Annotated in this window: 16 protein-coding genes; 9 read left to right on the top strand and 7 right to left on the bottom strand. The window is 69.4% G+C overall.

Features of this window, described 5'->3' with window-relative positions:
- Nucleotides 1-3: 3 nt before the first annotated feature.
- Nucleotides 4-987: a DNA polymerase III subunit delta gene (gene holA / locus QQX02_RS10840; RefSeq protein WP_301143069.1), complete on the top strand. Its 984-nt coding sequence runs from the start codon at nt 4-6 to the stop codon at nt 985-987.
- Here holA and QQX02_RS10845 read toward each other — a convergent pair.
- The 4 genes from QQX02_RS10845 to QQX02_RS10860 form a co-directional block, all read right to left on the bottom strand.
- A complete protein-coding gene (locus QQX02_RS10845; protein ID WP_301143070.1) occupies nt 969-1,670 on the bottom strand; it encodes an EAL domain-containing protein in 702 nt (233 codons plus the stop codon). The two genes, holA and QQX02_RS10845, sit on opposite strands and share 19 nt — an antisense overlap.
- A gap of 78 nt (nt 1,671-1,748) precedes the next feature.
- Complete coding sequence (rpsT, locus tag QQX02_RS10850; protein WP_062133055.1) at nt 1,749-2,009, bottom strand: 30S ribosomal protein S20; 261 nt, start codon at nt 2,007-2,009, stop codon at nt 1,749-1,751.
- A gap of 70 nt (nt 2,010-2,079) precedes the next feature.
- Nucleotides 2,080-2,634 carry a type II toxin-antitoxin system PemK/MazF family toxin gene (locus QQX02_RS10855; RefSeq protein WP_301143072.1) on the bottom strand — a complete coding sequence of 185 codons (555 nt, stop codon included), beginning with the start codon at nt 2,632-2,634 and terminating at the stop codon, nt 2,080-2,082.
- A 9-nt stretch (nt 2,635-2,643) separates the two neighbouring features.
- Complete coding sequence (locus QQX02_RS10860) at nt 2,644-4,326, bottom strand: sensor domain-containing protein (RefSeq protein ID WP_301143074.1); 1,683 nt, start codon at nt 4,324-4,326, stop codon at nt 2,644-2,646.
- Between the two features lie 148 nt (nt 4,327-4,474).
- On the opposite strand from QQX02_RS10860, the gene lepA reads away from it, so the two are divergent.
- Nucleotides 4,475-6,328, top strand: a complete 1,854-nt coding sequence (gene lepA / locus QQX02_RS10865) for a translation elongation factor 4 (RefSeq protein ID WP_301143076.1) — start codon at nt 4,475-4,477, stop codon at nt 6,326-6,328.
- A gap of 2 nt (nt 6,329-6,330) precedes the next feature.
- Nucleotides 6,331-7,545 carry a radical SAM family heme chaperone HemW gene (gene hemW / locus QQX02_RS10870; RefSeq protein ID WP_301143078.1) on the top strand — a complete coding sequence of 405 codons (1,215 nt, stop codon included), beginning with the start codon at nt 6,331-6,333 and terminating at the stop codon, nt 7,543-7,545.
- A 23-nt stretch (nt 7,546-7,568) separates the two neighbouring features.
- Here the strand turns inward: hemW and QQX02_RS10875 are convergent, their stop codons facing one another.
- The 3 genes from QQX02_RS10875 to QQX02_RS10885 form a co-directional block, all read right to left on the bottom strand.
- The gene (locus tag QQX02_RS10875; protein ID WP_301143080.1) at nt 7,569-8,045 is read right to left on the bottom strand and encodes a DUF4870 domain-containing protein; all 477 of its coding nucleotides are present in this window, start codon (nt 8,043-8,045) and stop codon (nt 7,569-7,571) included.
- A gap of 90 nt (nt 8,046-8,135) precedes the next feature.
- Nucleotides 8,136-8,501, bottom strand: coding sequence for a DUF4870 domain-containing protein (locus QQX02_RS10880; protein ID WP_301143082.1), 366 nt, complete (start codon nt 8,499-8,501; stop codon nt 8,136-8,138).
- The gene (locus QQX02_RS10885; protein WP_301143084.1) at nt 8,498-8,863 is read right to left on the bottom strand and encodes a magnetosome magnetite crystal formation protein family; all 366 of its coding nucleotides are present in this window, start codon (nt 8,861-8,863) and stop codon (nt 8,498-8,500) included. Before QQX02_RS10885 ends, QQX02_RS10880 begins: the two co-directional genes overlap by 4 nt.
- 94 nt (nt 8,864-8,957) lie before the next feature.
- Between QQX02_RS10885 and hrcA the strand changes: the two genes are divergently transcribed.
- The 6 genes from hrcA to ybeY are packed head-to-tail and all read left to right on the top strand — an operon-like array spanning nt 8,958 to nt 13,777.
- A complete protein-coding gene (gene hrcA, locus QQX02_RS10890; protein ID WP_301143085.1) occupies nt 8,958-9,974 on the top strand; it encodes a heat-inducible transcriptional repressor HrcA in 1,017 nt (338 codons plus the stop codon).
- Nucleotides 9,971-11,107 (top strand): molecular chaperone DnaJ, encoded by a 1,137-nt coding sequence (gene dnaJ, locus QQX02_RS10895; RefSeq protein ID WP_301143086.1) that lies wholly within the window; start codon nt 9,971-9,973, stop codon nt 11,105-11,107. The genes hrcA and dnaJ overlap by 4 nt, the downstream gene beginning before the upstream one ends.
- 7 nt (nt 11,108-11,114) lie before the next feature.
- The gene (locus QQX02_RS10900) at nt 11,115-11,906 is read left to right on the top strand and encodes a 16S rRNA (uracil(1498)-N(3))-methyltransferase (protein ID WP_301143088.1); all 792 of its coding nucleotides are present in this window, start codon (nt 11,115-11,117) and stop codon (nt 11,904-11,906) included.
- A 4-nt stretch (nt 11,907-11,910) separates the two neighbouring features.
- Entirely contained in the window at nt 11,911-12,252 is a 342-nt protein-coding gene (locus tag QQX02_RS10905) for a histidine triad nucleotide-binding protein (RefSeq protein WP_301143089.1), read from the top strand.
- A 38-nt stretch (nt 12,253-12,290) separates the two neighbouring features.
- Entirely contained in the window at nt 12,291-13,328 is a 1,038-nt protein-coding gene (locus tag QQX02_RS10910; RefSeq protein WP_301143725.1) for a PhoH family protein, read from the top strand.
- Entirely contained in the window at nt 13,325-13,777 is a 453-nt protein-coding gene (gene ybeY, locus QQX02_RS10915; protein ID WP_301143091.1) for an rRNA maturation RNase YbeY, read from the top strand. The genes QQX02_RS10910 and ybeY overlap by 4 nt, the downstream gene beginning before the upstream one ends.

Genomic DNA, 13,777 nt, shown 5'->3' on the forward strand with positions numbered 1-13,777 from the left:
CCCATGCCGCCCCGTACCCGCGCCGCCGAGCCGACGTGGCACCGCGCACAGCCCGCGCCACTCGTGCTCGTGAGCGGACCGGAGTCGTTGCTCGCCGACCGCGCCGTGGAGCTCATCCACCGCGCGATGGGTGCCGGAGTCGCGCTCACGGCTCTCGACGCCGGCGCGTACTCGCGCGGCGCACTGCTCGCCGCCGCGAGCCCTTCGCTGTTCGACGAGCCAGGCCTGGTGGTGGTGCGAGGCGCCGAAGCGATGAACGACGAGTTCCTGGCCGATGCGCTCGCGTACGCTCAGGCGCCGGACCCTGAGGTGGTCGTCGTCATCCTGCATGGCGGGGGTGTGCGAGGCAAGCGCCTGCTCGACACCCTGCGCAAGGCGGGAGTTCCCGAATACCTCTGCCCGGCGGTCAAGAAGGACGCCGAGCTCGTGGACTTCGTGCGTGCCGAGTTCGAGCGCGAGCGGCGTCCGGTGCAGGCCGTGGTGGCTCGCCGACTGCTCGATGCGGTCGGCGGCGACGTGTCGGAGCTCGCGGCGGCATGCCAGCAGCTGATGAACGACGTCGAGGGCACCGTCGATGAGGAGTCAGTCGCGCGATACTACGGCTCGCGCGTCAACGCCACCGCGTTCGCGGTGGCCGATGCCGCCATCGCCGGCGACGTGCGGCAGGCGATCGCGCTGACGCGCCACGCGCTGTCCTCGGGCGTGGATCCCGTGCCCCTGACCGCGGCGCTCGCCGCCAAGCTGCGGACGCTCGCCAAGGTCGGGGCGTCACGAGGGCGCGGACTTGACCCCACCAAGGACCTGAACATCGCGCCCTGGCAGGTGGATCGCGCGCGTCGCGACCTGCGGCGATGGACGGCGGAGACGCTCGGCGAGGCGATCGAGCTGGTCGCCGAGGCCGACGCCGACATCAAGGGCGGCGGCCGTGCCCCGCACTTCGCCATGGAGCGGGTGGTCAGGCGCGTCGCTCAGCTGGCGGCGGACTGATCCTCGGCCAGCGGGTCACGCCCGCGGTCCATGATGATTGCGGGCTCGAAGAGGTGGCCCTGGTAGAGATCGAACCCCAGCTCCTGACACCACGCGAGGGTGCCGGCGTCCTCGACGCGCTCCGCGATCATGGTGCAGCCGGGGCTGCGTCCCACGGTGGCGAGATCGGGGCCGCGTGCGGCGAGGTCCCGCACGTCGATCTTCACGTAGTCGGCGTGCTCGAGCAGCGCCAACTGTGACGTGGTGCCCACGAAGTCATCGATCGCGACCCGGTAGCCCTCCGCTCGCAGCGTGCGCACGCGGTCGCGCAGCGCCTCGTCCGCGAACGCGGACTCCACGACCTCGATCACGGCCTGGTCGGGCGCGAAGCCGATCCAGTCGCGCTCGATCAGGTAGCTGCGGGTGAAGTTGACGAACGCCAGCTGGTCGAGCGGTGGGCGCTCGTCGAGGTGGAAGGCGGCCGCCACGACGTGCTCCGTCGCGCGGTCCTGTTGGCGCGAGTTCCAGAGGTCGACGCGCAGCCCCACACGACCGGGGGCGCGGAACAGCAGCTCGTACGCGTAGAGATCGCGATCAGCGGTGAAGATCCCCTGACGGCCCAGGAGCACCCGTCGTGACGCGCCCGAATGGCGTCCCGATGCAGGCAGGTGCCAGGTTCGGGGAGCGGCCGGGGCGCGGGTCACGGTCGAGACGATATCGGCATGCACGGCAAGAGCCCCGCACGCCGATGCGGCGCGTCGGGGCTCTTGGCTCAGAAGTCGCTAGAGAGCGGCGACGTTCTTGGCGAGCGAGGACTTGCGGTTCGCCGCCTGGTTCTGGTGGATGACGCCCTTCGAAGCGGCCTTGTCCAGCTTGGTGAGGGCGGTCTTGAGCGCCGTCTCGGCTGCGGCCTTGTCGCCAGCGGCGACGGCCTCGCGGACACGACGCACGTGAGTCTTGAGCTCCGAACGCACGGCCACGTTGCGCTGGCGCGACTTCTCGTTCGTGCCGATGCGCTTGATCTTCGACTTGATATTTGCCACGACAGTCCTTCTGCGATGATGGGAAAATTCTGGAATGGAGCGCGAGCGCGCTCACACACGGCTTCCGATGCTACCAGTGATGCAGCGCTGAAAGCGAACGTGCGACCTCGTCGAACATTCGGCGACTGAGCATCGCGCCCTCACGGCGCACTGCGAGGGGGTCCACCCGAATGATCCTATCGAGTCGCACGGAGGACGGGCGCCGCTTGGCGTCCCACGGTCCCGCGCCGATCCCGAGCCAGTGCCTCCCGCGCCGCGCCTCCTGCGCCTCGTCGAGGTAGTGGTCCCTGCTCGACAATTGGATTCCGAGCAGCCAGGTGCCGTCGTGCCCGATGAGCAGCACCGGCCGGTCCTTTCCCCGAGCGTGGTCCTCCTCGAAGGGCACCCAGGTCCACACGATCTCGCCGGGATCGGGCTGGCCGTCGTGACGCGGCGCATAGCGCAGGTCGACCCGCCCCGTGTAGTCCCCGGGGTAGTGGCGATGCGGTGCATGGGCGCCGTGAGGGCGCTGGTGCGACGGGCGGCGGCGGACCGGCTCCCGCCGGCGCGTCGCGCGCTGGTGTCGCTGCACCGCCGCCAGCGCGGCGATGATGACCACGGCGGCAAGGACGATGAATGGCTCCACAGTCGCACCCTAGCCAGCCGCGAGCGGCTCCGGCGAGCGCTCCAATCGGCTCGTGTCGATCTGCTCCGCGGGACGCGGATGGCTGAACAGGAATCCCTGCCCGAGCCGCCAGCCGTGACGCAGCGCCTGTCGGTACTGCGCCTCGGTCTCGATGCCTTCGATGACGCCGTACATGTCGAGGCTGTTGACGAGCGTGGCCACCGCGGTCGAGATGCGGTCACCCGTGGACCGGTCGCCCAGTCGCAGCGTGAACTCGCGGGCCAGCTTCAGGCCCGCGACGGGGTTCTGCAGCACCGAGGACAGCGCCGAGTAGCCGGTGCCGAAGTCGTCGATGATGAGATCGACGCCCATGGCGCTCAGAGAGGTCAGGTCCGCGTGCGCCGCCTGGGTGGCGAGCAGCATTCCGGACTCGGTGATCTCGAGCCCGATCCGCGACGGGTGGACTCCGGACGATTCGAGCGCGGCGCGCACCACTCGCGTGAGGTCGGCCGCCCCGATCTGACGGGTCGACACGTTGACGAGCACCCGGCCGGTGTAATCAGGCCGATCAGCGATGAACCGGCATGCCTCGTGCAGCACGAAGGCGCCCAGCGGCACCACCAGGTCCGCGTCCTCACAGACGTCGATGAAGTGCTGGGGCAGGAGCAGTCCGCGGGTGGGGTGGTTCCAGCGCACCAGCGCCTCGAGGGCCACGGTGGTCCTGGACTCCAGGTCCACGATGGGCTGATAGTGCACCACCAGCTCGCCCTCGCGGATCGCGGACCGCAGCTCCGCCTCGATGGACAGTCTGACCAGGGCGTTCTCGCGCAGGTGCGCAGTGAACACCTCGCTGCGGTTCCGCCCGCTCGCCTTGGCGTGAGACATCGCGGTGTCCGCGTTGCGCATCAATGACTCGGCCGAGATGCCGGGCTCGGCGAGTGCGAGGCCGGCGCTCACGGTCGGCACCACCTCGTGCCCTTCGACCATGAACGGCGACTGGACTGCAGTCGAGACCATGGTGAGCAGGTCCTCCGCCACTCCCTGGTCCGCGATGTCCTCGAGCACCACCACGAACTCGTCGCCGCCGAGGCGGGCGACCGTGTCGCCTGCCCGCACCGCGTGCTGGATGCGACGGGCGAGCTCCACGAGGAGGGTGTCGCCGGCCTCATGGCCCAGCGAGTCGTTGATGAGCTTGAAGTGGTCGATGTCCAGGAACAGGCACGCGACGGTGGTGTCGCGCTCCCGGTGGGCGTCGAGGGAGACCGTGAGTCGTTCCAGGACGAGCGCGCGGTTCGCGAGCCCCGTGAGGGGATCGTGGAGGGTCCGCCGCGACAGCAGGTCCTTGGCCTTGCGCACCTCGGTGACGTCCTCGATCTGGGCGACGTAGCGTGCGTCGCCCGCGTCGTCCACCACCTTCGACACGGTGGAGCGTGTCCAGACCACGTCCCCTGAGCGGTGCAGCAGCCTCTTGTTGACCTGGTACGAGTCGTGGTGTCCCGCGACGAGCTGATGCACGAGCTCGCGCTCGCGGCTCACGTCGTCGGGATGCGTGAGCGATTCCGCCCGTCGTCCCTCGAGCACCGCACCGTCGTGACCGAACATGTGGGTGAACGCCCGGTTGACGGACACGACCTTCCCCTCGGCATCGGCGATGAGCATGCCGATGGGCGAGTCGTGAAAGGTCTGGTGAAACAGCAGATCGTGGTGCGCCATCCCGTGCCCCCTTGTGTCACGGTCGTGACGGGGGACAAATCCCGCCGTCACCAGGCTTTATCGGCACGAATGCCCGTCGCATGAGCGCGGGCCCACTCGTGGGAGGATAGGTGTTCCGCATCACTCGACCCGAGGAAACGCCACGACTGTGACCACCGATCCCCGCATCGTGCCTGCCGCGACCGCGCCGGAGCTCCTGAGGAACTTCTGCATCATCGCGCACATCGACCACGGCAAGTCGACGCTCGCCGACCGCATGCTCGGCATCACCGGCGTGCTCGAGGAGCGTCTGCAGAAGGCGCAGTACCTCGACCGCATGGACATCGAGCGCGAGCGCGGCATCACCATCAAGTCGCAGGCAGTGCGGATGCCGTGGGACGTCGAGGGCAGCCCGTTCGCGCTCAACATGATCGACACCCCTGGCCACGTGGACTTCACCTACGAGGTGTCGCGGTCGCTCGCGGCGTGCGAAGGTGCGGTGCTCCTCGTCGATGCGGCCCAGGGCATCGAGGCGCAGACGCTCGCCAACCTGTACCTGGCGATGGAGAACGACCTCACCATCATTCCGGTGCTCAACAAGATCGACCTGCCGTCGGCCGACCCGGACCGCTACGCGGCCGAGCTCGCCCAGCTGATCGGCTGCGACGTCGACGACGTCCTGCGCGTCAGCGGCAAGACGGGCGAGGGCGTGCCCGAGCTCCTCGACCGAGTGGTGCGCGACATCCCGCACCCCGTCGGCGACGCCGACGCGCCCACGCGCGCCATGATCTTCGACTCGGTCTATGACTCCTACCGTGGCGTCGTCACGTACGTCCGGGTGGTGGACGGCGACCTCAAGCCTCGCGAGAAGATCGCGATGATGTCCACGCTCGCCACCCACGACCTGCTCGAGATCGGCGTGATCTCCCCGGAGCCCACACCCACCAAGGGGCTCGGCGTCGGCGAGGTGGGCTACCTCATCACCGGCGTGAAGGACGTGCGCCTGTCCAAGGTCGGCGACACCGTGACGCGCGCGAAGGGCCGCGCCGAGACGTCGCTGGGCGGCTATCGCGACCCTCGCCCGATGGTCTATTCCGGGCTGTTCCCGCTCGACGGCTCGGACTTCCCGGTGCTGCGCGACGCCCTCGACAAGCTGCAGCTCAACGATGCCGCGCTCGTGTACGAGCCCGAGAGCTCGGTGGCGCTGGGCTTCGGCTTCCGCTGCGGCTACCTGGGACTGCTCCACCTCGAGATCGTGCGCGACCGGCTCGAGCGCGAGTTCAACCTCGACCTCATCTCCACGGCCCCGAACGTGGTCTACACGGTCAAGATGGAGGACGGCAAGGAGATCACGGTCACCAATCCGTCCGAGTTCCCGGGCGGCAAGATCGCCGAGGTCCGCGAGCCCATCGTGAAGGCCACGATCCTCGTCCCGAGCGAGTTCATCGGGTCGGTCATGGAGCTGTGCCAGGAGCGCAGGGGCCAGATGGGCACCATGAACTACATCAGCGAGACGCGCGTCGAGATGCACTACACGCTGCCGCTGGCCGAGATCGTGTTCGACTTCTTCGACCAGCTCAAGTCCCGCACCAAGGGCTACGCGAGCCTCGACTACGAGCCCGCGGGTGACGAGGCAGCCGATCTCGTCAAGGTCGACATCCTGCTGCAGAGCGAGCAGGTGGACGCGTTCAGCGCCATCGTCCACAAGGACGCGGCCTATGCCTACGGCGTGTCCATGGTGGGCAAGCTGAAGGACCTCATCGATCGCCAGCAGTTCGAGGTTCCCATCCAGGCGGCCATCGGTGCCCGGATCATCGCGCGCGAGACCATCCGCGCCATCCGCAAGGACGTGCTCGCCAAGTGCTACGGCGGCGACATCTCCCGCAAGCGCAAGCTGCTCGAGAAGCAGAAGGCGGGCAAGAAGCGCATGAAGAACATCGGTTCGGTCGAGGTGCCGCCCGAGGCGTTCATCGCCGCGCTGTCCACTTCTGACGACAGCGCCGCCAAGGGCAAGAAGAAGTAGCGGTGGGCGACGCCCTGTCCGCCCCCTCCCTGTCGCAGCACGAGGGCGGCAGGCGCGACTTCGGCGTGTACATCCACGTGCCGTTCTGTGCGGTGCGGTGCGGCTACTGCGACTTCAACACGTACGCGCCAGGCGAGAGCGAGTTCTCCTCGCGAGACGACTACGTGGGTGCGGCGCTGGGCGAGATGGCGCTCGCTCGCACCGTGATGGCAGGCGACGATCGCCCGGCACGCACCGTCTTCGTCGGCGGTGGCACCCCGACCATGCTCGATGCGGGCGCGCTCGCCGCCCTGCTCGACGGGGTGTGCGAGACCTGGGGCCTTGCCGCCGATGCCGAGGTCACCACCGAGGCCAACCCTGACTCGGTGACGCGCGAGTCCTTGTCAGCCCTCGCATCGGCCGGCTTCACGCGGGTGTCGTTCGGGATGCAGTCCGCAGTGCCGCACGTCCTGGCAACGCTGGAGCGCACCCACCGGCCCGAGAACGTCGAGCGCGCCATCACGTGGGCCAAGGAGGCCGGCCTCGCGACCAGCCTCGACCTCATCTACGGCACCCCGGGCGAGTCGCTCGCGGACTGGCACGCGAGCCTCGACGCAGCGATCGCGCTGGAGCCCGACCACGTCAGCGCCTACGCCCTGGTGATCGAGCCCGGCACCCGCATGGGCACCCAGCTGCGCAGGGGCGAGATCCAGGCGGTGGACCTCGACACCCAGGCGGACATGTACGAGGCGGCCGATGCGCGCCTGGCCCAGGCGGGATACGCCTGGTACGAGGTCTCGAACTGGGCACGGACACCTGCAGACGCGTGCCGCCACAATGTCGCGTACTGGACCAGCCAGGACTGGTGGGGGATCGGGCCGGGGGCGCACAGCTACCTGGGCCCGCGCATCGGCGCGGATGGCGCCGATGCGCCCGCCGAGCGGTGGTGGAACGTCAAGCTGCCGCGCGTCTACGCGCAGCGTCTGCACGCGGGGGAGAGTCCGGAGGCCGAGCGCGAACCGCTCAGCCCGGCGGATCTCGCTCTCGAATCGGTGATGCTCAGGGTGCGCCTCGCGCAGGGGATGCCCATCGGGGACCTCCCCGAGACGCGCACTCAGGCCGTGGCCGCTCTCGTGGCCGACGGGGTGCTCGACGGCCGGGCGGCCATCGCAGGCATGCTGCTGCTGACGCTGCGGGGCCGACTGCTCGCGGATGCCGCAGTGCGCGCGCTCACCTGAGACAAGCGCACCGCAGCGTCGGATCAGCGGATGAAGCGGATCGTGAAGCCGATCGGGTAGTACTCGCCGGCATTCGCCTTGACGCCCGCGATGATCGAGATGACGAGCGCGTAGATTCCGTAGGCGAACAGCGCGGGCAGCGTGATGAGGAACCCGACGGTGAAGGTCACCAGGCCGATCACGATGGCGGAGATGCCCACCACGAGCAGCGTGAGCTGCAGGTTCAGGTTCTGCTTGCCGTGGTAGTCCACGAGGGCGCTGCGCTCGCGATACAGCAGCCACACCACGAGGGGCGCGACGAACGCGAGGGTGCCAGCGCTGAGGATGATCGCGGCGGCGGCGATGATGTGGACCAGCATCGCCCAGGTGCGAGCCTCTGACTCGAGCATCGGGGCGACGGTGGGTCCGGACGGCTGCGGAGAGTAGCCGGTGGGAGGCGGCCCGTGGGGCTCGGGCGCGCTCGGCGGGGTGGGGGTGCTGGGGGGTGTGTTCTCGCTCATGTGACCAGAGTGGCAGAGACGGCAAGGGCCCGCCATCGGTCTGACGACCGATGACGGGCCCTGAATTCCGTCGGGGTAGACCCCTGAGAACTACTTGACGATCGGCAGCGTGAACGGGTACTTGTACGGCTTTCCGCTGTTCGCAGCCATGGCGCCCTGGATGCCGAACACCAGTGCGGCGATGATCGCGGCGATCCAGATGATCCATCCGATGAACGGGATGACCGAGATGATGTACGCGATCGAGATGAGGATGCCGAAGTTGAGGGCCTTCTTGCCCTCCTCGTCGGCGAACGGGCTCTGGTCCTTGCCGATGAGCCAGAAGATCAGCGGGCCGAGGAAGCCGGTGAAGACCGTCGCGTGTGCGAGGGTGGCCATCGTGTACGGGTTCTGGCCCTGCGGCTGTCCGCCCGCGGCGGGCTGCTCGGGGGGCGGGGGAGTCGTGCTGTCAGTCATGCTTGTCTCACCACTTTGATCTCGTAGGGGTACGTCGCTGGATGCCCTCGTCGCACGGAGCGGAATGCCTGGAGGCACAGCGCGACCGCGACGATGAGGATCACCAACTGGGCCAATGTACCGAGAAACGCCAGCAAAGGCACGAGTTCTCGGACGAGCGTGGCGACCACGAACCCGGCAAGTACCAGGAATCCGAAGTTTGTCGCAGTTGCGGCTTCGCGCGCGGCCCACGGTTCGCTCCTGCGTCGCGACACGTAGACGATCCACGGCACGAGCGGACCGGCCATCGCCCCCAGGTGCGCGACGCTCGCCAGCGCGGTGTCCCGGCCGGGGGTGGCGACGGCGTCTGCGGGCTCCCTCATGGGGCCACGCTACCGTCCAGAGGTCCGCGTTAGAATTGGCACTCGAACCAGTCGAGTGCCAACGCGAACGGGTCCCCAGGGGGAGGTGTGTGAAGTGAGTGAGGAACGCAGGCGCGCCGTGCTGCACGCGATCGTCGAGGGCTACGTGTCCACGTCCGAGCCCGTGGGGTCGAGGGCGCTGGCGGCGTCGTCGGTGCTGGGGGTGTCGTCGGCGACGATCCGCAACGACATGGCCGCTCTCGAGGAGGACGGGCTCATCGCCCAGCCGCACACGAGCGCAGGACGCATTCCCACCGACGCCGGCTACCGCTCTTTCGTCGACCACCTCGCCGCATCGGCGCTGCAGGACCCCCACAAGCGCGCCATCCAGACGTTCCTGTCCGATGCCGTCGACCTCAACGACGTCGTGGAGCGGTCGGTCCGCCTGCTGAGCCAGCTCACGCGCCAGGTTGCGGTGGTGCAGTACCCGAGCCTGCGCGAGTCCGCGGTGCGTCGGGTCGAACTGGTGAGGATCGGCACGGATCGCGCGCTGGTGGTCGTGGTCTCGGCCGATGCCAGGGTCGAGCAGTCCACGATCTCGCTCGGCGGCGAGACCCCCGACGAGGAGTTCGAGCGCGTCGCTCGCGAGATCAACGAGGCGTCTGTCGGGCACACCCCTGCGGCACTCCAGCGTTCGCTCGACGGCTGGGTGGCCCGCCCCTCCCAGGTGGCGTGGGCCCAGTCAGTCGCCGATGCGGTGGTCGCTGCGGCGCGCGGCGGCACCGTGGAGCGCGTGGTCTTCGCCGGCGCCGCTAACCTGGCACGTGCGGGTGCGGGCTTCGAGTCGGATGCGATCGGCTCGGTGCTCGACGCACTCGAGGAACAAGTGGTGCTGCTTCGGTTGTTGCACGAGATGGCTGCTGATGGCCACGACATCGCCGTGCGCATCGGCGCCGAGACCAAGAACGAGGCTTTGGCGCGCACATCGATCGTCGCTGCGGGCTACGGACCGGGCGGGGACGCGACGTCCCTGCTGGGGGCGCTTGGCCCCACCCGCATGGACTACCCAGGGACGATGGCCGCCGTGCGAGCCGTCGCCCGCTACCTCTCAAGAGTCGTGGAGAACGAGTGAAGGACTACTACGCCACCTTGGGCGTCTCGCGAGACGCCTCCGAGGCAGAGATCAAGAAGGCCTACCGCAAGCTCGCGCGCGAGCACCATCCTGACGTGGCGGGCCCCGATGCGGGCGACCACTTCAAGAACGTGGCTGCCGCCTACGAGGTCCTCGGCAACGCCGACAAGCGCGCGCAATACGACCGCGGCGTCGACCCTCGCTCCGCGTCGGGCGGCCAGAGCGGCCCGCAGGGATACGGTTTCGAGGACATCTTCGAGCAGTTCTTCGGCGGCTCCGGCGGTCCGTTCGGGGGAGCGCAGCAGCGTGGCCCGGCGTCGCGGACCCAGCGCGGCGGGGACACCTTGGTGCAGACCACCGTCACTCTCGAAGAGGCAGTGTTCGGCGTCACTCGAGAGGTGCAGGTCGACCTCGCCGACAGGTGCGAGACGTGTCAGGGCTCGTGCTGCGCACCGGGAACGTCTCCCGAGACCTGCCGGCAGTGCAACGGCGCGGGCATGATTCAGCGCACCGCGCGATCGCTGCTCGGACCGGTCATGACGACGTCACCGTGCCCCGGCTGCGGCGGCTACGGCACGATCATCCGTCAGCCCTGCGCCGACTGCTCGGGCCAAGGACGCACGCACTCGCGTCACACGATCTCCGTCGACATCCCGGCGGGCGTCGAGACGGGCACGCGGATCCGGCTTCCGAACCGCGGCGACGCGGGCACGGGCGGCGGGTCCAAGGGCGACCTGTACATCGAGATCCGCGAGAAGCAGCACCCCACGTTCGAGCGGCGCGGGGACGACCTGCACTGCACGGTCGAGGTGCCGATGACCGCCGCGGCGCTGGGCGCAACCATGGGCGTCGACACCTTCGACGGCGAGCAGCAGATCGACGTCAGGCCCGGAACGCATGCCGGCTCGACCGTACGGCTGCGAGGTCTCGGTGTGGGCCGCCTCCAGCGCGGCAGCCGCGGCGACCTGTTCGTGCACCTCGACATCCAGACGCCAGAGGACCTGGACGACGAGCAGCGCGACCTGATGCGTCGTCTCGCCGAGCTGCGAGGCGAGGAGATGCCCGAGGCGACGCTCGCGCCCATCGGCGGCGGCGTGTTCTCGCGACTGCGCGACGCGTTCAAGCCTCGCTGACGCCGCCATGAGCGCCCCGGTGTTCCTCAGCGACGCGGCGGCCGATGCGCGCCCCGGCGACGTGATCGCCGTCACCGGTGATGAGGCGCGGCATGCGGTGACGGTTCAGCGCCGAGCCCCAGGCGAGACCGTCGACGTCGTCGACGGTGCGGGACGACGTGCCCGCGGCGTGATCGCCGAGACGAGCGCCGACCAGATGCGCGTGCGCGTGGAATCGGTGTCCAGCGACGATGACCCCGAGGTGGTGCTGGTGCAGGCGCTGGCGAAGGGCGGCCGCGACGAGCAGGCCGTCGAGGCCGCGATCGAGCTCGGGGCCACCCGCATCGTCCCGTGGGCCGCGTCCCGCTGCATCGTGCAATGGCGCGGGGCGAAAGCGGACAAGGCGCGGGGGAGATGGCAGTCGCTCGTCGTCGCCGCGACCAAGCAGTCGCGACGTGCGCTCGTCGCGACGGTGGACCCGCAGGTCTCGTCCGCTGAACTCGCTCGGCTCGTGCGCGATGCCGTGGCGCGCGGGGAGCGGGTACTGGTGCTGCACGAGTCGGCGACCGCCGGCCTCGCCACGCTGGCGTGGGACGGTTCGGCCCCGACGGTGTGGTTGGTGGTGGGGCCTGAGGGCGGCATCTCCGACGGCGAGCTCGCCGCGCTCACGGACGCGGGCGCCGAGGCCGTGGTGCTCGGGCCCCACGTGCTGCGCGCGTCGACGGCCGGTCCCGCCGCTCTCGCGGCGCTCGCGGTGGCCCGCGGCACCTGGCCCGGCGCCGACGGGTCCGACGACCAGGCCGACGGGGGCCTACGCTAGCCATATGAGTGACGACTGCCTGTTCTGCACGATCATCGCCGGTGACATTCCCGGCGACATGGTTCTCGAGACCGAGCGCGTGGTGGCCTTCCGAGACATCGCGCCCAAGGCGCCGGTGCATGTGCTGGTGGTGCCCCGCGCCCATGTGCCGAATGTCGCCGCCGCCGCCCGCGAGATCCCTGAGGTGCTCGCTGAGATGGCAGAGGTCGCACAGCGGATCGCGGACGCCGAATGCGGCGGGCAGTTCCGGTGGATCTTCAACACCGGCGCGCGCGCTGGCCAGAGCGTCTTCCACGTGCACGGTCACGTGATCGGCGGGGGCGAGCTCGATTGGAACCCCGCGTGAGCCCGAACCGCATCGTGGTGGTCGACGACTCGGCCGAGATGACCGATCTGATGGGCAGCGGCGACGCCGTCATGAAGGAGATCGAGCGAGCCTTCGAGGACGTCGACTTCCACGTGCGGGGCAACGAGATCACGCTGACCGGGGATCCCGCCCAGGTCGCTGCGGCCGCCACGGCGATCGAGGAGCTGCGCTCCGTGCGCTCGGCTGGCGTCCCGTTGACGCCGGAAGTCGCCCGCGAGTCGACTCGCATGCTGAGCGCGGCGCGTGGCGTCGCTGCGGCCGCGGCGGGGGCCGGGGACACGGGTACGGTGGGCACTTCAGGAGACGCTGTCGCGAGCCGCCCCGTCGACGTGCTGTCGCGGTCGATCCTGTCCAGCCGGGGCCGCACGATCCGGCCCAAGACGCACGGCCAGGCCGAGTACGTGAGGGCGATCGAGACGCACACCGTGACGTTCGGCATCGGCCCGGCCGGCACCGGCAAGACGTACCTCGCCATGGCGCAGGCCGTGGCTGCGCTCCAGGCAAAGAAGGTCAACCGCATCGTGCTCACCAGGCCGGCGGTCGAGGCGGGGGAGCGGCTGGGGTTCCTGCCCGGGGGTCTCAACGAGAAGATCGACCCGTACCTGCGTCCCCTGTACGACGCGCTGCACGACATGGTGGACCCCGAGTCCATCCCGCGCCTGATGGAGGCGGGGTCGATCGAGGTGGCGCCGCTGGCATACATGCGCGGTCGCACGCTCAACGACGCGTTCGTGATCCTCGACGAGGCCCAGAACACCACTCGCGAGCAGATGAAGATGTTCCTCACCCGCCTGGGCTTCGGCTCGACGATGGTGGTGACCGGAGACGTGACGCAGGTCGACCTCCCCGGCGGCACCCAGTCCGGACTGCGCGCCTCGCGAGAGATCCTCGATGGGATCGACGACATCGCGTTCTGCGAACTCAACGCGGACGACGTGGTGCGACACCGGCTGGTGAGCGACATCATCACGGCGTACGCCAAGCTCGACGAGCGCAACGCACCGCGCGGCGGCGGCCAGCACCGACGCTTCGGCCACCAAGGGGGTTCCGCATGATCGACGTCAACAACGAGACGGACGTGAGCGTCGACGAGGTCGAGTTCGCCGAGCTCGCCACGTACGTCCTGAATGAGATGCACGTCGCCGACGGCGCGGAGCTCGCGATCCTGTTCGTCGACGAGGCCGCGATGGAGCAGCTGCATCTGCAGTGGATGGATGAGCCGGGACCCACTGATGTGCTCAGCTTCCCCATGGACGAGCTGCGTCCAGGCACGGCCGATGCGCCCACGCCGGCGGGGCTTCTCGGCGACATCGTCGTCTGTCCCACGGTCGCGGCACGTCAGGCCGCGACGGCCGGCCACACCCCCGAAGAGGAGATGCTCCTGCTCACCACCCACGGCATTCTGCACCTGCTCGGCTACGACCACGCCGAGCCAGAGGAGGAGAAGGAGATGTTCGCACTGCAGCGACGTCTGCTGCTCACCTTCCTCGCGGGACGTGCCTGA

The sequence above is a fragment of the Demequina muriae genome (genome assembly GCF_030418295.1).
Lineage (GTDB): Bacteria > Actinomycetota > Actinomycetes > Actinomycetales > Demequinaceae > Demequina > Demequina muriae.

Coding starts and splice junctions, on each gene's coding strand:
- holA (WP_301143069.1), top strand. CDS start 4: ATGCCGCCCCGTACCCGCGCCGCCGAGCCGACGTGGCACCGCGCACAG.
- QQX02_RS10860 (WP_301143074.1), bottom strand. CDS start 4,326: ATGGCGCACCACGATCTGCTGTTTCACCAGACCTTTCACGACTCGCCC.
- QQX02_RS10875 (WP_301143080.1), bottom strand. CDS start 8,045: ATGAGCGAGAACACACCCCCCAGCACCCCCACCCCGCCGAGCGCGCCC.
- QQX02_RS10880 (WP_301143082.1), bottom strand. CDS start 8,501: ATGACTGACAGCACGACTCCCCCGCCCCCCGAGCAGCCCGCCGCGGGC.
- QQX02_RS10885 (WP_301143084.1), bottom strand. CDS start 8,863: ATGAGGGAGCCCGCAGACGCCGTCGCCACCCCCGGCCGGGACACCGCG.
- QQX02_RS10900 (WP_301143088.1), top strand. CDS start 11,115: ATGAGCGCCCCGGTGTTCCTCAGCGACGCGGCGGCCGATGCGCGCCCC.
- QQX02_RS10905 (WP_301143089.1), top strand. CDS start 11,911: ATGAGTGACGACTGCCTGTTCTGCACGATCATCGCCGGTGACATTCCC.
- QQX02_RS10910 (WP_301143725.1), top strand. CDS start 12,291: ATGACCGATCTGATGGGCAGCGGCGACGCCGTCATGAAGGAGATCGAG.
- ybeY (WP_301143091.1), top strand. CDS start 13,325: ATGATCGACGTCAACAACGAGACGGACGTGAGCGTCGACGAGGTCGAG.